Below are 18,802 nucleotides of genomic sequence, written 5' to 3'. Positions count from 1 at the left end.
CCTCCCGCGGCCGCCTTCCCGATCGACGTGCTGAGTCGCACGCCCTTCATTGCCCAGCGACGAGCTCTTCTGGAGGCGAATACGCCCAACATTGATACGCAGGGTGCCAGTAGAAGGGATCCTTTGCAGAATCTGCAGAATTGGACTCTGTGATACCGCGTCACCCGTCCGGGTACCTGGACCCTTGAAGTCCGCCCCGCTACAGGGATCTGGGCCTATTCGAGGACTCGCTGGGCCGAGGCCCGGATAGAAACGTCTACGAGTTCGGGGTGCCGTGTCGGCTGTTAATTCCGCGGATTTTCGGGGCTTCCTTGACATGGGTGCGGGCAGCAATCATCTGATTTCGAAAAGCTCGATCCCCGGGCCGCGGCTCAACCGACCGGGACGCTTTACAGCACCTTCCGGATGGTTTCTTCGAAGCTCGTGACGTGGTGCAGGGCCAGCTCGCCTGCCTTGTCGGCGTCCCCCGCGGCCACCGCTTTGAGCAAATCCACATGCTCGGTGATGTGGCCGCTCACCGAGGGCACCTTGTCCAGGACCAGGCACCAGATGCGCGTGGCCAGGTTGTCGTAGCGGATCAGCGTGTCTTCCAGGTGCGGATTGGCGGCCGCCTTGTAGATCAACCGGTGCACCGTCAGGTCGTAGCGCATGAGGTCGCGCGACTCCCCCATGCTGGGATCCAACTCCGCAATGGCACCGGCCACCTGCAGCAATTCCCGGCGCATGCTCTCGCTTGCCCTGCTGGCCGCACGCCGCGCGGCCAGCGGCTCCAGCAGTTCCCGGATCTCCGAGACGTCGGCCAGCTCCGTGAAGTCGACATTGGTGGCAAAGGTCCCGCGGCGCGGATAGGACACCACCAGGTGGTCGACTTCCAGCCGCTTGATCGCCTCGCGCACAGGAGTCCGTCCGAAGCCGAGCTCTGCCGCCAGCTGCCCGTCATTGATCGGCTCGCCCGGACGGATCTCGAGCATAATCAGCTTGTCGCGCAACTGCCGGTAGGCGGCCTCCGCCTGGGACGGAGCTTCCTCCTCGGCGGTAGGCAGGGCAAGAAGTGCATTCAAGGCGCCCCTCCGTTCTTCGCTACATAGCCTCCGGGTTCCAAGCGGAAGCCCAGTGGCACTTTGCTTCGCGCTATTGACTCCGTTGTGACCTCAATCATACCATTGACCTCACACTGATATATCAGTCATCGCAACAGTGGTATTTCAAAGGAGCATCCGTGGTTGAGCAGTTGAACGAGCGACTTTCCGCAGTCGATCCCGAGATCCACCAGGCCATTGTCAATGAGCTGGGCCGGCAGCAGTCCACACTGGAGATGATTGCCTCGGAGAATTTCGCCCCGGCGGCCGTCATGGAGGCGCAGGGCTCGGTCCTGACGAACAAGTACGCCGAGGGCTACCCCGGCAAGCGCTACTATGGCGGCTGCGAGCACGTCGACGTCGTCGAGCAGCTCGCCATCGACCGGGTCAAGGCCCTGTTCGGCGCGGAATTCGCCAACGTCCAGCCGCACTCCGGTGCGCAGGCTAACGCCGCCGCGATGTTCGCGCTGTTGAACCCGGGCGACACCATCATGGGACTGGACTTGGCCCACGGCGGCCACCTCACGCACGGCATGCGCATCAACTTCTCCGGCAAGCTCTACAACGTAGTCCCGTACCACGTCCGTAAATCGGACCTCCTGATCGATATGGCCGAGGTCGAAGCACTGGCCCTGGAACACCGTCCAAAACTAATTGTGGCCGGCTGGTCCGCCTACTCCCGCCAGCTGGACTTCGCCGAGTTCCGTCGGATCGCCGACCTCGTGGACGCGTACCTCATGGTGGACATGGCCCACTTCGCCGGCCTCGTGGCAGCAGGACTGCACCCCAACCCGGTCCCCTACGCCGACGTCGTCACCACCACCACGCACAAGACCCTCGGCGGCCCGCGTGGCGGAGTCATTCTGGCCAAGGAGGAGTACGCCCGCAAGATCAACAGCGCCGTGTTCCCCGGCCAGCAGGGCGGCCCGCTGGAGCACGTCATCGCCGCCAAGGCCGTGGCCTTCAAGCTCGCCGGCACCCCTGAATTCAAGGAACGCCAGGAACGCGTCCTGCAGGGATCCAAGCTGCTGGCCGAACGGCTCCTCCGCGACGACGTCGCCGCGGCCGGCATCTCGGTGGTCAACGGCGGCACCGACGTCCACCTGGTCCTGGTGGACCTCCGCAACTCGGAACTGGACGGCCAGCAGGCCGAAGACGCGCTGCACCGGATCGGCATCACCGTTAACCGCAACGCCGTCCCGTTCGACCCCCGCCCGCCGATGGTGTCCTCCGGACTCCGGATCGGCACACCCGCCCTCGCCACCCGCGGCTTCGGCGCCGTGGAATTCACCGAAGTGGCGGAAATCATCGCGACGGCGCTCATCGCCGCGGCTGGTACTGGCACTGACAACAACGACGCCAGCGCCGAAACCGGCGGCGCCTCACTCAGCGACGACGCCGCCGTCGGACTCCGCGCCCGGGTCACCGCCCTGGCCGACCAGTTCCCGCTTTACACGCATCTTTCCCAGGACGACAGCGGCACCGAGATCGCCGCGTTCGAAACAGCCATGATCGGAGCCGCCCAGTGAGCACCCAACAGCTCCCGGAGCACCCGGATTTCCTCTGGCGCAACCCGGACCCCAAGAAAAGCTACGACGCCGTGATTGTGGGCGGCGGCGGGCACGGCCTGGCCACCGCCTACTTCCTGGCCAAGAACCACGGCATGACCAACATCGCCGTCCTGGAAAAGGGCTGGCTGGCTGGCGGCAACATGGCCCGGAACACCACCATCATCCGTTCCAATTACCTCTGGGACGAGAGCGCGGCCATCTACGAGCACGCCCTCAAGCTCTGGGAAATCCTGCCGGAGGAGCTCGAATACGACTTCCTGTTCAGCCAGCGCGGCGTGATGAACCTCGCCCACACCCTGGGCGACGTCCGCGAAAGCATCCGCCGCGTCGGCGCGAACAAGCTCAACGGCGTGGACGCGGAATGGCTGGACCCGCAGCAGGTCAAGGAACTCTGCCCCATCCTGAACATCAGCGACAACATCCGCTACCCCGTGATGGGCGCCACGTACCAGCCGCGCGCCGGCATCGCCAAGCACGACCACGTGGCCTGGGCCTTCGCCCGCAAGTGCGACGAACTCGGCGTGGACATCATCCAGAACTGCGAAGTCACCGGCTTCGTCAAGGACGGCAACCGCGTGGTGGGCGTCAAGACCAACCGCGGCACCATCAACACCGAAAAGGTGGGCCTGTGCGCCGCCGGCCACAGCTCGGTCCTGGCGGAAATGGCCGGCTTCCGGCTCCCCATCCAGTCCCACCCGCTCCAGGCCCTGGTTTCCGAACTGCACGAACCGGTCCACCCCACGGTGGTCATGTCCAACCACGTGCACGTCTACGTCTCGCAGGCCCACAAGGGCGAACTGGTCATGGGCGCCGGCGTGGACTCCTACAACGGCTACGGCCAGCGCGGCTCCTTCCACGTGATCGAGCACCAGATGGCCGCCGCCGTCGAGCTTTTCCCCATTTTCGCCCGGGCGCACGTGCTCCGGACCTGGGGCGGCATCGTGGACACCACCCTTGACGCCTCCCCCATCGTGGGCACCACTCCGGTGGAGAACATGTTCGTGAACTGCGGCTGGGGCACCGGCGGTTTCAAGGGCACCCCGGCTGCCGGACTCACCTTCGCGCACACCATCGCCACCGGGGCCCCGCACAAGCTGAACAAGCCGTTCGCGCTGGAACGCTTCGAAACCGGTGCCCTGATCGATGAACACGGCGCAGCCGCCGTCGCCCACTAGCCGCCGTCAGCGACCCTGCACCCTAGAAAGAAGACGCACATGCTGCTTATCTCCTGCCCCAACTGCGGCTCGCGCGACGAGACCGAGTTCCACTACGGCGGCCAGGCCCACGTGCCGTACCCGGAAAACCCCGACGGGCTGAACGACCGCGAATGGGCCGAGTTCCTGTTCTACCGGGACAACACCAAGGGCGCCTTCGCCGAGCGCTGGCTGCACAGCACCGGCTGCCGCCAGTGGTTCAACATGCTCCGCGACACCGTCACCTACGACATCCAGGCCGTGTACCCGATGGGCACGCCCCGGCCGGCAACGGCCAGCCCGGCAGCCTCCGAATCCGGCACTGCCAGCCTCGCCGCCGACAGCACCACCACCGGCACCACCGCGCCGAGCACCGCAGCAACCAGCATCACCGCCCCGGAAGGAGCAACCAAGTGACTTCCCAGAACGCCCGCCTCGCCGCCGGCGGACGCATCGACCGCACCATCTCCTGGCGCTTCACCGTGGACGGCGAGGAATTCACCGGACACCCCGGCGACACACTCGCGTCCGCCCTGCTCGCCAACGGCCGGATCGCCGCCGGCAACTCGCTCTACGAGGACCGGCCCCGCGGCATCATGTCCGCCGGGGTCGAGGAAGCCAACGCGCTGGTCAGGATCGAGGCACGGTTCCCGGGCCACGTGGCCGAGTCCATGCTCCCCGCCACCACCGTCACCCTGGTGGACGGCCTGCAGGCGGGCCTGCTCAACGGCCTGGGCCGACTGGACCCCGAGGAAGACCGGGCCGAATACGACAAGAAGTACGTGCACACCGACGTCCTGGTGATCGGCGGCGGCCCCGCCGGCTTGGCCGCAGCCCGCGAGGCGGTCCGCACCGGAGCCCGCGTCATGCTCATGGACGACCAGCCTGAACTCGGCGGATCACTTCTCTCCGGATCCACTGCGCCCGGGCTGGCTGAGACTATCGAAGGCAAGCCGGCCCTGGAATGGGTGGCGGACGTGGAGGCCGAACTCGTTTCGGCAGCTGAATGCACCGTCCTGAACCGCACCACGGCCTTCGGCGCCTACGATGCCAACTATGTCATCGCGGTCCAGAACCGCACCGACCACCTGTCCACCCCGGCCGCCCCCGGCGTTTCCCGGCAGCGGATTTGGCACGTGCGTGCTAATCAGGTGGTGCTCGCTCCCGGCGCCCACGAGCGGCCCCTGGTCTTCGAGAACAACGACCGCCCCGGCATCATGCTCGCCTCGGCCGCCCGCAGCTACCTTAACCGCTACGCCGTTGCCGCCGGGCAGCGCGTGGTCATCAGCACCACCAACGACAGCGCCTACGCCCTCGCCGCGGACCTGCGCGCCGCCGGGGTCAGGGTTCAGGCCGTGGTGGACGCCCGTCCCGCGCTTACCGACGTGGCAGCTGCCGCCGTGGAAGCCGGCACCCGGGTGCTGATCGGCAGCGCGGTGGCGGGCACCGCCGCCGGTGTCAGGGCCGATGGAACCAGCGCCGATGGCCGGCTGGCGGGCGTGACCGTCCGCAGCATCAACGACGACGGCGAACTCACCTCCGGCGTCGAAGAGATCGCCTGCGACCTGCTGGCAGTCTCCGGCGGCTGGAGCCCGCTGGTGCACCTCCACTCCCAGCGGCAGGGCAAGCTGCGCTGGGACGAGGAGCTGGCAGCCTTTGTGCCAAGCACCGTGGTCCCGAACCAGCAGACCATTGGCTCCGGCCGTGGCAGCTTCGAACTCGCCGACTGCCTGGCCGAAGGCATTTCCGCCGGAGCCACCGCGGCCACCGCCGCGGGCTTGGCGTCCACCACCAAGCCGTCCGTCATCGGCGAGCCGAAGGCCTCCGGCCCTACCCGCCAGCTCTGGCTGGTCCCGGGCCAGACCGGCACGCCGGATGAATGGCACCACCACTTCGTGGACTTCCAGCGCGACCAGTCCGTGGCAGACGTCCTGCGCTCCACCGGCGCCGGCATGCGCTCCGTGGAGCACATCAAGCGCTACACCTCCATCAGCACCGCCAACGACCAGGGCAAGACCTCCGGGGTCAACGCGATCGGCGTCATCGCCGCCGCACTCCGCCAGGCTGGCGAAGCGTCCCGCGGCATCGGCGACATCGGCACTACCACCTACCGGGCACCATTCACCCCGGTGGCGTTCGCGGCACTCGCCGGACGCCAGCGCGGCGAACTGTTCGACCCCGCCCGCGTCACCTCCATCAACCCGTGGCACGTCGCACAAGGCGCACTGTTCGAGGACGTCGGACAGTGGAAGCGTCCCTGGTACTACCCGCAGGCCGGGGAGGACATGGACGAGGCTGTGCTGCGTGAATGCGCCGCCGTCCGCGACTCCGTGGGATTTATGGACGCCACCACGCTCGGCAAGATCGAAATCCGGGGCAAGGACGCCGGTGAGTTCCTCAACCGGATCTACACCAACGCGTTCAAAAAGCTCGCGCCCGGTTCCGCCCGCTACGGCGTCATGTGCATGGCGGACGGCATGATCTTCGACGACGGCGTGACCCTGCGCCTGGACGAGGACCGGTTCTTTATGACCACCACCACCGGCGGTGCCGCGAGGGTGCTGGACTGGCTGGAGGAATGGCTGCAGACCGAATGGCCTGAGCTGGACGTGCACTGCACCTCGGTGACCGAACAGTGGAGCACCATTGCCGTCGTCGGGCCTAAATCCCGGGCGGTGCTCGCCAAACTGGCACCGGAGCTGGCAGCGGGTGGCGGGCTGGAAGCTGAAGCCTTCCCGTTCATGACGTTCCGGGAAACCACGCTGGCTTCCGGAGTCCGGGCGCGGGTCTGCCGGATCTCGTTCTCCGGCGAACTGGCCTACGAGATCAACGTGCCGTCCTGGTACGGGCTGAACACCTGGGAAGCCGTGGCCGCGGCAGGGGCCGAATTCAACATCACCCCGTACGGCACCGAAACCATGCACGTGCTCCGCGCCGAAAAGGGCTACCCGATCGTCGGGCAGGACACCGACGGCACCGTCACCCCGCAGGACGCCGGGATGGAATGGGTGGTTTCCAAGGCCAAGGACTTCGTCGGCAAACGCTCCTACGCCCGTGCTGATGCCCAGCGCGGGGACCGCAAGCACCTGGTCAGCGTCCTGCCCGTTGACAGGACGCTGCGGCTGCCGGAAGGCACCCAGCTCGTGGAAAAGGGGATCTCAACGAACCCCGCCTACGGCCCCGTCCCCATGCAGGGCTTCGTAACTTCGAGCTACCACAGCGCCGCGCTGGGCCGCTCGTTTGGGCTGGCCCTGATCAAGAATGGCCGCAACCGCATCGGTGAGACCCTCGTGGCCGCCGCCGGCGACCAACTGGTTGACGTTGTTGTGGCAGAAACCGTACTTTTTGACCCCGAAGGGACCCGCAAAGATGGTTAACTCTGCAGCACTCAATGGCATCAATGGACTCCGGGACATCCGCCGCAGCCCCGCCTCCCACCTGGCCGCAGCGCTGGAGGCCGGCTCCGTCCAGGGAACCGTGGTCCTGGAAGAAGGCCCGTTCCAGACCATGGCGGGCATCCGCGTGGACCCCCGTTCGGAGGAAGGGGCACGGATCTCCGCTGTCGCCGGCGGCCTCCCGGCACGCTGCGGCGACGTTGGCGGCGCGAACGGCGTCAGCGTCCTCTGGCTCGGACCATCCGAGTTCCTGGTAGTGGCACCGGAACAGGCCCACGACTCCCTGGGCGGAGACCTCATCGGCTCCCTCGTGGCCGCCCTGGGCGAGGCCCCCGGCCAGGTGGTGGACCTCTCCGCCAACCGCACCACCTTCGACCTCACCGGCCCACGCGCCCGGGCCGTCCTGGAAAAGGGCTGCGCCCTGGACCTGCACCCCCGCAGCTTCACCCCGGGAACCGCCCTGAACACCGAGGTCGGCAACATCCCGGTGGTCCTGCAGAAGACCGGGGAGGAAAGCTACCGGCTCTTCCCCCGCGCCTCGTTCGCCGATTTCCTGGGCCGCTGGCTCCTCGACGCCATGCGTGAGTACGCCTCGCCAGAGGTCCCCTAAATGGCGCTCAGCGTCCTGGACCTGTTCTCCGTTGGCATCGGGCCGTCGTCCTCACACACGGTCGGCCCGATGCGGGCAGCGAAACTGTTCGCCGACGGACTCAAAGGCGACGGACACCTGAGCTCCACCAGGCGCGTGCAGGCCGAACTGTTCGGCTCGCTCGGCGCCACCGGGCGGGGCCACGGCTCGGACAAGGCCGTGGTCCTGGGTTTCCAGGGGCTGGACCCCGAAACGGTGGACACGTCCACGGCGGATGACCGGGTGGCCGCCGCCGCCCTCGACGCCGAACTGTGGGTGGGCGGGGAGCACCGGGTGGACTTCAACTGGGACGAGGACGTGGTCCTGCACCGCCGCAAATCCCTCCCGGCCCACCCCAACGGCATGACCTTCCGCGCCCTGGACCACACAGGCGCCGTGCTCAGCGAACGGAGCTTCTACTCCATAGGCGGCGGCTTCGTTGTTGACGGGGATGCCGACGCCGGCGACCGGGTAGTGGCCGACGCCACCATCCTCCCCTACCCCTTCACCACCGCAGATGAACTCCTGGCGATCTGCAGCCGTGAAGGCATGTCCATCTCCGACGTGATGCTCGCCAACGAACTCACCTGGCGCAGCGAAGCGGAACTCCGAGAAAAATTGCTGGCACTCTGGGCCGTGATGCGCGAATGTGTGCACAACGGCTGCGCCGCGGAAGGGACCCTTCCCGGCGGGCTGAACGTCAGGCGCCGGGCGCCGTCGTTATTCCAGACCCTGACCGCGGACACCGGCGTCACCGACCCGTTCCGGGCGATGGAATGGGTGAACCTGTTCGCCCTTGCCGTCAACGAGGAAAACGCCGCCGGCGGGCGCATCGTCACCGCACCCACCAACGGCGCGGCCGGCATCGTCCCGGCGGTGCTGCACTACTACATCAAGTTTGTTCCGGGCGCCAACGACGACGGGGTGGTCCGCTTCCTGCTGGCCGCGGCCGCCGTCGGAATTCTCTTCAAGATCAACGCCTCCATCTCCGGCGCCGAAGTTGGCTGCCAGGGCGAGGTGGGCTCCGCCTGTTCCATGGCGGCCGCCGGCCTGTGCGAGGTCCTCGGCGGCACGCCCGAGCAGGTGGAAAACGCCGCCGAGGTGGGCATCGAACACAACCTCGGCCTGACCTGCGATCCCGTGGGCGGGCTGGTGCAGATCCCCTGCATCGAACGGAACGCCATCGCCAGCGTCAAAGCCATCAATGCCGCCCGTCTTGCCCTGCACGGCGACGGCAGCCACAAAGTGTCCCTGGACAAGGCCATCAAAACCATGCGTGAGACAGGAGCGGACATGAAAACCAAATACAAGGAGACCTCCCGCGGAGGCCTCGCCGTCAACGTGATCGAGTGCTAGCCATGACTGCCATCCAGAATGAGGCGTCGCCTGCGCGGCCCGTTACCACCGTTGAACACGTGCTGACCCTCGACTGCCCGGAGCAGCCCGGCATCGTCCACGCGGTTTCCGGCTTCCTGCTGGAGCACGGCTGCGACATCGTGGACAGCAAGCAGTTCGGTGAGCGCTCGGAAGGGCACTTCTTCATGCGGGTGCATTTCGCGTCCGACGGCGACGCCTCCACCGCGGACACGCTGCGGGCCGCTTTCGGCCCGGTGGCGGACCGGTTCGGGATGCGCTGGCGGCTGGAGCCGCAAGGTTCCAAGCGCCGCGTGCTGATTATGGTGTCCAAGTTCGGGCACTGCCTCAACGACCTGCTGTTCCGCGCCAGGAGCGGCGAACTCCCGGTAGAGATCGCGGCCGTGGTCTCCAACCACACCGACCACCAGACGCTCGTGGAATGGCACGGCATCCCGTTCTTCCACGTCCCGGTCACCGCCGACACCAAGCCGGCGGCCGAGGCCCGGCTGCTGGAACTGGTGGACGAGTTCGACGTGGAACTGGTGGTGCTGGCCCGCTACATGCAGGTCCTCAGCGACGAACTCACCCGCAAGCTCGACGGGCGCGCCATCAACATCCACCACTCATTCCTGCCCAGCTTCAAGGGCGCCAAGCCCTACCACCAGGCCTACGCCCGCGGGGTCAAGACCGTTGGCGCCACCGCACACTACGTCAACGCCGAACTCGACGAGGGACCCATCATTTCCCAACAGACAGTGGAAGTGGACCACACCTACGGCCCCGAGGACCTGGTGGCCGCCGGACGCGACACCGAATGCAAGGCTCTCAGCAACGCCGTCCGCTGGCACTGCGAAGGCCGCGTGATACTGCAGGGGAACAGAACCGTGGTTCTCGGCTAAGCAGGGAAACACCGACGGCGGCAGTCACCCGACGCCGTCGGCGTTTCCCGCATTTCCGCATTTCCGCATTTCCGCATTTCCGTGAGTCCGTCACACGGCGCGGGCACCCGACGTGAGCACCCGCTCCACGTCCTCCGTCTCCGGATAGGCTGCCTGCGTTCCTTTTCGGGTGGTGGCCAGCGCGGCGGCAATCGAGGCGAAGGCGGCCGCTTCAGCGAGTGGCGCGCCAGCTGCCAGGCGGGCTGCCACCGCCCCCGTGAAGGCGTCGCCGGCGCCGGTGGTATCCACGGCCTTGACCTTGACGGGTGCCACCCGGATCAGCTGCTGCCCTGAAGGAGCCTGCGAATCCAGCACCACGGAGCCGTGGGCCCCCAGCGTGACCAGGACCCGCTGGAGTCCCCGCTCCGCAAAGGCCAGCCTAACCGCTTCCCAGTCCCCAGCATCCGCGTCGCTGCCGGGAATTGCGGCGGAGCCAAGGAACAGCAACGCCTCGTGGGCGTTGACCAGCAGGACGTCTGTCAGGTCCGCCAGTTGCTGCGGGATTTCCGCGTAAGGCGAGAGGTTGAGCAGAACTTTGGCGCCGGCGTCGTGCCCTGCCCGGGCGGCGGCCTCAACCGTGTCAAGGCTGACCTCCAGGCAGAGACAGACCACCGCGGCGCCGTCGAACGTTTCCGCCGCGGCGGCGACGTCCGCCGGCGAGAGTGTGCCGTTGGCGCCGGCCGAGATGATGATGTTGTTCTCACCATTGGAATCCACGGCGATGACGGCGACGCCGGTGGCCTCAGTTGCTGAGGTCCGCACGCCGGAGATGTCCACCCCGGCGCCGGCAGCCGAGGACAGCAGCATGTCGCCATTGGCGTCCACCCCGACTGCACCCAGCAGGCTGACGGCCCCGCCCAGCAGGCTGGCGGCGACGGCCTGGTTGGCGCTCTTGCCACCCGGGTTAACGGCGAATCCGTTGCCGTGTACCGTCTCACCGGGCAGCGGCAGCCGCTCGCAATAGATGGTCAGGTCCGCGTTCAGGGACCCGACGACGACGATCCTGGCTGGGGAGCCGGCTATTGCGGAGCTCATTCGGTCACCTCAGCCTCGACAGGCTTGGGAATGAGGAGCGACGCGGCGAACGCGGCCACCGTGATGACCAGGCCCGTCACCACCACGGTGAGGTAGGACGCCTTGGCGTCGCCGAGGGCCGAGGTGGCCACCAACACGGCGGGCAGCACCAGGAAGCTCAGGCCGGCGCCCAGGTTGAAGGCGCCCGCGTTCATGCCCGGCAGGAATCCCGGGTTTCCTGCGGGTGCGAGGACAACTCCGAGTCCGTTCAGCATGATGTTGACCGTACCGGCGTACATGATGCCCAACAAGACCGTTCCGGCGATCATCATGGGCAGGCTGCTGAGGCCGAAGAACGCGATGATGGCCAGGGCGGCGATGCTGCCCAGCATGCCAATGCGAAGGACCTTGGTGTAGCCGAGCACCGGCGCGAGCCTGCCGCTGATGGGACCCACCAGCCAGCCGAGCAGGGCGTACGGGGTGAGGATGATGAGCGACATTTCGGTCGGGCCGATGCCGAATCCCGGGTCCGCCGCCTGCACATACGCCGGCACGATCCCGTTGATGACGGCGAAGATACCGGTCATGGTCAGTGTGGTGGTCAGCAGCGGCGCCCAGGTGGAGCGCTGGCGCAGGTGAACGGTTTCCACCATGGGCTGTTTGGCGCGCTTTTCCACGGTCCAGAAGCAGTAGAACGCGACGGCGGCAACCACCACCAGCCCGACGGCCAGCAGGAGCGTGCCGGGCGCGAAGGCGCCCACCAGCTTGGAGCCCTCGTTGAGGGCGGTGAGCAGCGCACCCACGGCGACGACGATGAAGAACACGCCCAGCCAGTCCATGGAGGTGCCGGCGGCCGGCTTGCTCTCGCCGGCGAGGAAGGCGATCAGAGCGGTGGCGACGAGGCCCAGGACCACCATGAGCCAGAAGATGCTGCGGAACCCGAAGTGCTCGGCGAAGTAGCCGCCCACAAAGGAGTCGACGCCGGCCACGCCGCCGTTGACCGCGGTGATGAGGCCCATGAGCGTCCCGTATTTGCGCGGGTTGCTGACGGCGGAGCGGAGCATGATGAGGCACAACGGCACGGTGGGGCCGCTGACGCCCTGGATGATGCGGCCCACAAACAGCCAGGTCACGTCCGGGGCCATGGCCGCAATGACCGAACCGACGGCCATCAGGAGCATCATACCGATCAGGATTTTCTTGCGGCCGATGATGTCGCTCAGGCGGGGCAGGAAGAGGGAGAACAGGGCTGCCGCGGTGAAGAACCAGGTCTGGGAGAGTCCGATGACGGCCTGATCGGTGTTCAGTTCCTTGCCCATGGTGACCAGGGCCGGGCTGAGCATGGAGGCGTTGAGCTGGAAGGCGACGCACGCGGCCAGCAGGGCGACCATCAGGGCGGTGACGTTGCCCCGGCTGGTTTTTGAGTCAGTGAGGGTGGCACTCATTTACTTGGCTCCCGTGGCTGCTGCAAGGCCGGCAGGTTCACCGATGCGCACGAGGGCATCCGTGATGAGATCCCAGAAACGGGCGTGGTCCAGGTCAACGGCCACGGAAGTGGTGCAGTCGTCCGGCGCGGGGGCGCGGAAGTCAGCTACGGTCATGCCGAGGGTCAGCGTGCCCTGCAGTTCGATGTCCACCGGAACCTTGCGGGTGGTGACGATGCTGGGATCGATCACGTAGGCCACGGCGCAGGGATCGTGGACGGGCGGAAAGTCAAAGCCCTGGGCGTCCTTGTAGGTCTGGGTGAAGAACTCCATCAGTTCCATCACAAACTTGGCGGGTCCGGTACCCACAGCCTCAATCCTCTCCACCACGTCCGGAGTAGCGAGCGCCTGGTGGGTGAGGTCCAGGCCCACCATCACCACGGGCCATTTTTCGTTGAAGACGATGTGGGCGGCTTCGGGGTCGATGATGATGTTGAATTCGGCCACGGCGCTCCAGTTGCCCACGTGGTAGCCGCCGCCCATAAGGACAACTTCCTTGACGCGTTCCACGATGCGCGGTTCCTTGCGGGCTGCCAGCGCGATGTTGGTGAGGCCGCCGGTGGGAACGAGCGTGACCGTGCCGGCTTCGTGGGCCATCACGGTGTCGATGATGAGGTCGACGGCGTGGCGCGGGTCCAGTTCGATGGTGGGCTCCGGCTGCGCGGGGCCGTCCATGCCCGTCTCGCCGTGGATGGACGGCGCGGTTTCGATGGTGCGGACCAGGGGCCGGCCGCAGCCGGCGGCAAAAGGCACCCCGGTGATGCCGGCGATGGTCCCGACGGCGAGCGCGTTCCGGGTGACCTTTTCGAGCGTCTGGTTGCCCACAACGGTGGTGACGGCCAGCAATTCGATGTCAGGGTTGCCGTGGGCGAGCAGGATGGCCACGGCGTCGTCATGCCCGGGGTCGCAGTCAAGAATGATCTTCTTGGCGGCGGGTTTCATCGGTTTGGATTCCACGTTAAATCTCCACGTCATTGGGGCCTGCCGGAGCAGTGGCCGAAAGTATTCAGTGCGATCATGGCACCCGCCCCGGCCGCGCGTCAAGCGCTTAACGTTGCAGCACGTCAAGCGCTTGATGTCTTAATGGGCTTCTTCCGACCCCGGTGGGTTCAGTCGGTTAGCGAGCGCACTACCCGTGCAGGCGACCCCACAACAATGGCACTTTCCGGTACGTCCTTCGTGACCACGGACGCAGCCGCCACCACGGCATCATCACCAATAGTCACGCCCGGCAGAATTGTGGCGTTCGCCCCGATCCAAACATTGCGGCCAATAACCACAGGGGCCGGGTGCATGTCCGCGCGACGGCTCGGCATGAGGTCGTGGTTGAGCGTGGCAATCACCACGTTGTGCCCGATCAGACAGTCGTCCCTGATGACCGCACCGCCCTGGTCCTGAAACTTGCACCCGGAATTGATGAAGATCCTTTCCCCGAGGGAGATGTTTTTCCCAAAGTCGGAGTATAAGGGCGGGAAGACAGTCACAGATTCGTCTACCGGCTTGCCGGTCAGCTGAGCTAACAGCTCCCGTACCCGCGCCGGTTGCTGATATCCGCCATTGAGTTCGCCAGTGACGCGCAGGGCATCCTGGCTGACCCGGTGCATGACCTCATGCAACGACGAGTCCCCGGTGATGGTCTATCCGGCATTCAGTGCCTCAAGGAGATCGGCGAGTTCCATGGTGTCCTTTCGGTCAAAGCTCGTAACGCGTGTGCGCACACGTTAATTGTTGGGTTCTGCTGCTTCCGAAACCGCCGTGGCCGCCCAGCTGGTGAGGAGTTTGATGCGCTCTTCGTGGGTCGTCCCGGGTTCGGCGGTGTAGAAGCTGACGTCGTTGACGACACCCGGGGAGGTAGGCAACGCCAGGGACTGGTAGGTCAGCTCCAGGTCGCCGACCACGGGGTGTCGCAACCGTTTGGTTCCCTCGTGGCGGAAACGGATGTCATGCGATGCCCATAGCGTGCGGAACTCGGGGCTCAATGTGGATAGTTCGCCTACGAGTTCGCGCAGAGAGCGGTCGTTGGGCTCACGGCCGGCTTCGGCGCGCAGCAGAGCGGCGGTGGCCGCGGCGCCGGCGTCCCAGTCGACGAAGAACTCCCGTGAGGCCGGGTCGAGGAAGTGAAAGCGTGCGAAGTTTGCTGGGCCGTTGGCAGTTGTGGTGTCGCTGGCAAACATGGGCGCGTGGAGTGCACGCCCCAGCGCATTAGAGGCCACGATATCGAGGCGGCCATTGCGGACGAACGCCGCAGACATGGTGATGGAGTCAAGCAGCCAATGGACAGTGACCGCCAGCCCCACTTCCTTACGGCGGGAATGCGTGCGGCTCCTGGGTCTGGCGGCCCTTGCCAGCTCGAAAAGGTACAGGCATTCCTCATCGTTCAGGTGCAGTGCCCGGGCGACGGCCCTGAGGACGTCTTCAGACACGCCGCTGATGTTGCCCTTCTCCAGCCGCGCGTACCACTCGGTGCTGACTCCGGCGAGGACCGCGACCTCCTCGCGGCGTAGTCCTGGAACGCGTCGGCGGCTTCCGGCAGGCAGGCCCACCTGCTCCGGGAGGAGTTTGGCGCGACGGCTGGCCAGGAAGTCCCGGATGTCGGCGCGGTTATCGGGCTGATTGTCCATGAATCCACGATAGCCCCGGTTCATCTGGCTTACGGGGGGGAGAGTTTGTCCCCCCATAAACGCAGCCTTCTTCGTCCGATGAAATTGGGGTGACATTGATGGAAAGGCACCCAAAACAGGAGAAATATGTTTACCGTCAATGCTTACGCCGCGCCCTCCGCTACCGGGGACCTGATCCCCACCACCATCGAACGCCGCGACGTCGGCCCGCACGATGTCTTGATCGAGATCAAGTACGCCGGCATCTGCCACTCGGACATCCACACCGTCCGGGGTGATTGGGGACCACAGCAGTACCCGCTCACCCCCGGCCACGAAATCGCGGGCATCGTCGCGGAGGTCGGCGCCTCCGTCACGAAACACTCAGTGGGCGACCGGGTGGGAGTGGGCTGCATGGTCAATTCCTGCCGGGAATGTGCCAACTGCCTCAAGGGCGAGGAGCAGTACTGCCTGGCTGGGAACACCGGCACCTACGGCGCCGTGGACCGCGACGGCACCATCACCCAGGGCGGCTACTCCACGCACGTCGTCGTAACCGAAGACTTTGTTGTGCGGATCCCCGAAGGCATCGAGCTCGACGTCGCCGCTCCCCTGCTGTGCGCGGGCGTCACCACCTATTCCCCGCTGCGGCACTGGGGCGCCGGTCCCGGGAAGAAAGTTGCCGTCGTCGGCCTGGGCGGCCTCGGCCACATGGCCGTCAAACTCGCGCACGCCATGGGCGCGGATGTCACCGTACTCTCGCAGTCGCTGAAAAAGCAGGAGGACGGTCTCCGCCTCGGAGCTGGCCACTACTACGCCACCAGCGACGAGACCACCTTTGAGGATCTCGCCGGCACCTTCGACCTGATCATCAACACCGTGAGCGCATCGATCGACATCAGCGCCTACCTGCAGCTGCTCACCCTCGACGGCGCCCTGGTCAACGTCGGCGCTCCCGCTGAACCGCTCCCGGTCAACGCGTTCGCCCTCATCATGGGCCGCCGCTCCTTTGCCGGCTCCATGATCGGCGGGATTCGCGAAACCCAGGAAATGCTCGACTTCTGTGCCGAGCACAACCTCGGGGCCGAAATCGAAGTCATCCCCACCGACAAAATCAACGATGCCTACGAACGCGTCCTGGCCTCCGACGTCCGCTACCGGTTCGTCATCGACATCTCCACCTTGGGCTAGAACGCCCGCACGCAACACTGTCGCGCCCCGCCTACTACGATCGGAGGTATGGAATCCGTCGAGCAGGTGCAGCGCCCTGGACGCACGGCGCGCATCACGGCGGCCATGGTCGCGGCCCGCGCCGGCGTCTCGACGGCGACGGTTTCCCTTGTGGCCAACGGCAAGACTGCGGGCCGGGTCTCGGAGGACAACATCGCCAGGGTGCGGGAGGCCATTTCCGAGCTTGGGTACGTGGTGGACGGCATCGGCAGCTCGCTGGCCAAAGGCGTCAGCTCCATCGTTATCCTCGTGTCTCCGGACATCTCCAACCCGTTTTTCGCCAAGGTGATCGCCGGTGTCCGGGAGTCGCTCGGGGCCGACTACCAGCTGCTGCTGTCCGTCACCGCCGCCGGGGAGTTCCCGCAGGCGGACGACGTCCGGAAGCTGATGGCGCTCCGGCCGGCCGGGCTGCTGGTCGGTGCCCCCAACGCCGAATTCCTGGAAGAACTTTCCGCCGCCGGCCCCGTGGTCCTGCTCGATGCCCCGGGGCTGGAGGCCTACGCCCCGTCGGTGAATCTGGATGTAGCCCACGGCGCGCGGCAGCTGGCCGCGCACTTGGCCAGGTCGGGCCACCACCGGGTGGCCTACGTGGACAGCGTCACCGGCACGGCGACGTTCGAGGTCAGGCGCCGCGCCTTCCTGGCCGAGGCCGGTGCACGCGGCATGTCGGTGCCCGCTGACGGCATCATCAGCACCACCATCGACGTCGGTGCGGCCGCCGCCGCGTTCGCCACCGCCTGGCCGGCGTGGCAGCAGTCCGGGGTGACCGCCGTCGCGTGTTGCACGGACACCCACGCCTACGGCGTGCTGCAGGAAGCACGGGTGGCGGGGGTGCAGATCCCGAATCAGCTCGCCGTCGCAGGCTTTGATGATCTGCCGTACTCGGCGACCAGCAATCCCAGCCTGACCAGCGTGCACCTGCCGGCAACCTCCCTGGGACTGAAGGCAGGCGAGCAGCTGCGCCGGCTCATGGAAGGCCACCGGCTGGAGCAGCCGCAGCTGACGCTGGAGAGCTCCCTGGTGGTCCGCAACTCCACCTCGTCAACGCCTACCGGAGCATGACAACGTTCTGTCGCACCCCCACCGTAAGCTGGGGGCATGCCGAGTAACTGGGACAGCCTGGACGTCAGCCTGCGTGAATCCGTGCAGGAGAACGTGGCGATCTACGAGCGCGTGCGCCCTGCCCTGAAGCTGGTCACCCGTGATGTCCTGCACATCCTCCGGGGCATGTTGAAGGACACCGAGGTCACGCCGCTGTTTGTCACCGGGCGGACCAAGTCGGTGGAATCGTTCCGGGAGAAGATTTCCCGGATTGAGGAACCGCTGGAACCCGGCGGACCCCCGGTGCTGAAGTTCCCGGACCCGTTCCGCACGCTCAACGACATGGTGGGCGTGCGCGTCATCACCAAACTGCCCGCGGAGAATGCCCTGGTGGCCAACATCATCAAGCGCCAGCGCCAGGTCTTCGACTGCCGCGGGGACCGCGAGAAGGACATCGGCTCCATTGAGTCCGGCACGTACGGGTACTCCAGCCGCCACCTCATCCTGCGCACCATCCAGAACGAGGCCGTCAAGGATTACCAGCAGGCCTTCAACCCGGACACTCCGGCCAACGGCAGCTACTTCTTCGAATGCCAGATCCGCACCGTCTTTGCCCACGCCTGGAGTGAGATCGAGCACGACATCCGTTTCAAGGCCGAGGACCCCCGCGCCTGGACTCCGCATTTCGACCGGCAGTTCACCGCCACCGCCGCCATGCTGGAAACAGTGGAAGGCGCCTTCGCTGACCTCCACGAACGCTATGAGGAAGTTCGAAGCTACTGGGACATGGACGGCGAAGGTGCCGCGCAGCTCACGCCCAACCGGATCCGCGACGTCTGGCGCACGCTGCTGCCGCACGTGGACCGCAAAGTGGATGACGACTGGGGCTGGGCGGCCGAGCTCATGGCGGCCCACGGCCTCAACCAGACCGTCCAGCTGGCAGCCCTTCTGAGCGCCCAGCGGATCACCGAGGTCCGCAAGGCGCTGGACCACCGCTACTCCCCCGGCCCGGACCGCCTGCTGGATGACCTCCTGCTGTGGCAGTACGGCACCAAGCACATTGACCTCACCGCAGAAACGCCCGACGCCGTCCCGCACCCGCGGCGCGACAGTCTCCTGCGGCGGCTCAAACAGATCGAGCGCTACCGCCAGGCCAAGGCCGAGTAGACCAATCGCGGAGCCGCAGGATTGTTGGGCACCACTGACATTCAACTACCCTTGACTCATGGTGGAGGCTGTTGCAGACGGACCTCGCATGCTCCCGGCTCCAGCC

General features: G+C 66.4%; 16 protein-coding genes. 10 read left to right on the top strand and 6 right to left on the bottom strand.

Translation table 11 applies throughout. From position 1 onward, the window contains the following. Positions 1-389: 389 nt before the first annotated feature. On the bottom strand, positions 390-1,061 hold the full coding sequence (locus ACZYZ4_RS17160) for a GntR family transcriptional regulator (protein ID WP_463862823.1): 672 nt from the start codon (positions 1,059-1,061) through the stop codon (positions 390-392). 158 nt (positions 1,062-1,219) lie between these two features. Between ACZYZ4_RS17160 and glyA the strand changes: the two genes are divergently transcribed. From glyA to purU, 7 genes are read left to right on the top strand one after another with little or no spacing between them, the layout of a single operon-like run. Beyond that, entirely contained in the window at positions 1,220-2,608 is a 1,389-nt protein-coding gene (gene glyA / locus ACZYZ4_RS17155; protein WP_463862821.1) for a serine hydroxymethyltransferase, read from the top strand. Next, positions 2,605-3,825, top strand: a complete 1,221-nt coding sequence (locus tag ACZYZ4_RS17150; RefSeq protein ID WP_463862819.1) for a sarcosine oxidase subunit beta family protein — start codon at positions 2,605-2,607, stop codon at positions 3,823-3,825. The genes glyA and ACZYZ4_RS17150 overlap by 4 nt, the downstream gene beginning before the upstream one ends. Positions 3,826-3,864: 39 nt before the next feature. Then, complete coding sequence (locus ACZYZ4_RS17145) at positions 3,865-4,260, top strand: sarcosine oxidase subunit delta (RefSeq protein WP_463862818.1); 396 nt, start codon at positions 3,865-3,867, stop codon at positions 4,258-4,260. Further along, entirely contained in the window at positions 4,257-7,220 is a 2,964-nt protein-coding gene (locus ACZYZ4_RS17140; protein WP_463862816.1) for a sarcosine oxidase subunit alpha family protein, read from the top strand. Before ACZYZ4_RS17145 ends, ACZYZ4_RS17140 begins: the two co-directional genes overlap by 4 nt. Then, a complete protein-coding gene (locus tag ACZYZ4_RS17135) occupies positions 7,213-7,848 on the top strand; it encodes a sarcosine oxidase subunit gamma (protein ID WP_463862814.1) in 636 nt (211 codons plus the stop codon). Before ACZYZ4_RS17140 ends, ACZYZ4_RS17135 begins: the two co-directional genes overlap by 8 nt. Beyond that, entirely contained in the window at positions 7,849-9,222 is a 1,374-nt protein-coding gene (locus ACZYZ4_RS17130) for an L-serine ammonia-lyase (RefSeq protein ID WP_463862813.1), read from the top strand. 2 nt (positions 9,223-9,224) lie between these two features. Then, complete coding sequence (gene purU / locus ACZYZ4_RS17125) at positions 9,225-10,121, top strand: formyltetrahydrofolate deformylase (RefSeq protein WP_463862812.1); 897 nt, start codon at positions 9,225-9,227, stop codon at positions 10,119-10,121. A gap of 90 nt (positions 10,122-10,211) precedes the next feature. On the opposite strand, the gene ACZYZ4_RS17120 is transcribed toward purU, so the two are convergent. The 5 genes from ACZYZ4_RS17120 to ACZYZ4_RS17100 form a co-directional block, all read right to left on the bottom strand. After that, positions 10,212-11,195 carry a ribokinase gene (locus ACZYZ4_RS17120; protein WP_463862811.1) on the bottom strand — a complete coding sequence of 328 codons (984 nt, stop codon included), beginning with the start codon at positions 11,193-11,195 and terminating at the stop codon, positions 10,212-10,214. Then, on the bottom strand, positions 11,192-12,619 hold the full coding sequence (uriT, locus tag ACZYZ4_RS17115; RefSeq protein ID WP_463862809.1) for a uridine transporter UriT: 1,428 nt from the start codon (positions 12,617-12,619) through the stop codon (positions 11,192-11,194). Before uriT ends, ACZYZ4_RS17120 begins: the two co-directional genes overlap by 4 nt. Continuing rightward, on the bottom strand, positions 12,620-13,633 hold the full coding sequence (gene uriH, locus ACZYZ4_RS17110; RefSeq protein WP_463862807.1) for a uridine-preferring nucleoside hydrolase UriH: 1,014 nt from the start codon (positions 13,631-13,633) through the stop codon (positions 12,620-12,622). It lies immediately after the preceding gene. Between the two features lie 134 nt (positions 13,634-13,767). Continuing rightward, positions 13,768-14,262 carry a DapH/DapD/GlmU-related protein gene (locus tag ACZYZ4_RS17105; RefSeq protein WP_463862805.1) on the bottom strand — a complete coding sequence of 165 codons (495 nt, stop codon included), beginning with the start codon at positions 14,260-14,262 and terminating at the stop codon, positions 13,768-13,770. A 117-nt stretch (positions 14,263-14,379) separates the two neighbouring features. Then, positions 14,380-15,279 carry a helix-turn-helix domain-containing protein gene (locus ACZYZ4_RS17100; RefSeq protein ID WP_463862803.1) on the bottom strand — a complete coding sequence of 300 codons (900 nt, stop codon included), beginning with the start codon at positions 15,277-15,279 and terminating at the stop codon, positions 14,380-14,382. Between the two features lie 126 nt (positions 15,280-15,405). Here ACZYZ4_RS17100 and ACZYZ4_RS17095 point away from each other — a divergent pair, with 126 nt between their 5' ends. The 3 genes from ACZYZ4_RS17095 (at position 15,406) to ACZYZ4_RS17085 (ending at position 18,696) form a co-directional block, all read left to right on the top strand. Beyond that, positions 15,406-16,449 (top strand): NAD(P)-dependent alcohol dehydrogenase, encoded by a 1,044-nt coding sequence (locus ACZYZ4_RS17095; RefSeq protein WP_463862801.1) that lies wholly within the window; start codon positions 15,406-15,408, stop codon positions 16,447-16,449. 105 nt (positions 16,450-16,554) lie between these two features. Next, a complete protein-coding gene (locus tag ACZYZ4_RS17090) occupies positions 16,555-17,550 on the top strand; it encodes a LacI family DNA-binding transcriptional regulator (protein WP_463862852.1) in 996 nt (331 codons plus the stop codon). Between the two features lie 36 nt (positions 17,551-17,586). Then, positions 17,587-18,696 carry a GTP pyrophosphokinase gene (locus ACZYZ4_RS17085; RefSeq protein WP_463862799.1) on the top strand — a complete coding sequence of 370 codons (1,110 nt, stop codon included), beginning with the start codon at positions 17,587-17,589 and terminating at the stop codon, positions 18,694-18,696. Positions 18,697-18,802 lie beyond the last annotated feature (106 nt).

The sequence above is a fragment of the Pseudarthrobacter adonitolis genome, assembly GCF_055412845.1.
The sequence above is the reverse complement of the archived record's forward strand: the minus strand, read 5'-3'. Positions and strand labels throughout refer to the sequence as shown.

Excerpts from the sequence above, each read along its gene's own strand:
- ACZYZ4_RS17100 (WP_463862803.1), bottom strand. The coding sequence starts at position 15,279 with ATGGACAATCAGCCCGATAACCGCGCCGACATCCGGGACTTCCTGGCC.
- ACZYZ4_RS17130 (WP_463862813.1), top strand. The coding sequence starts at position 7,849 with ATGGCGCTCAGCGTCCTGGACCTGTTCTCCGTTGGCATCGGGCCGTCG.
- ACZYZ4_RS17145 (WP_463862818.1), top strand. The coding sequence starts at position 3,865 with ATGCTGCTTATCTCCTGCCCCAACTGCGGCTCGCGCGACGAGACCGAG.
- uriT (WP_463862809.1), bottom strand. The coding sequence starts at position 12,619 with ATGAGTGCCACCCTCACTGACTCAAAAACCAGCCGGGGCAACGTCACC.
- ACZYZ4_RS17120 (WP_463862811.1), bottom strand. The coding sequence starts at position 11,195 with ATGAGCTCCGCAATAGCCGGCTCCCCAGCCAGGATCGTCGTCGTCGGG.
- ACZYZ4_RS17135 (WP_463862814.1), top strand. The coding sequence starts at position 7,213 with ATGGTTAACTCTGCAGCACTCAATGGCATCAATGGACTCCGGGACATC.
- ACZYZ4_RS17090 (WP_463862852.1), top strand. The coding sequence starts at position 16,555 with ATGGTCGCGGCCCGCGCCGGCGTCTCGACGGCGACGGTTTCCCTTGTG.
- ACZYZ4_RS17105 (WP_463862805.1), bottom strand. The coding sequence starts at position 14,262 with ATGCACCGGGTCAGCCAGGATGCCCTGCGCGTCACTGGCGAACTCAAT.
- ACZYZ4_RS17095 (WP_463862801.1), top strand. The coding sequence starts at position 15,406 with ATGTTTACCGTCAATGCTTACGCCGCGCCCTCCGCTACCGGGGACCTG.
- purU (WP_463862812.1), top strand. The coding sequence starts at position 9,225 with ATGACTGCCATCCAGAATGAGGCGTCGCCTGCGCGGCCCGTTACCACC.
- uriH (WP_463862807.1), bottom strand. The coding sequence starts at position 13,633 with ATGACGTGGAGATTTAACGTGGAATCCAAACCGATGAAACCCGCCGCC.
- ACZYZ4_RS17085 (WP_463862799.1), top strand. The coding sequence starts at position 17,587 with ATGCCGAGTAACTGGGACAGCCTGGACGTCAGCCTGCGTGAATCCGTG.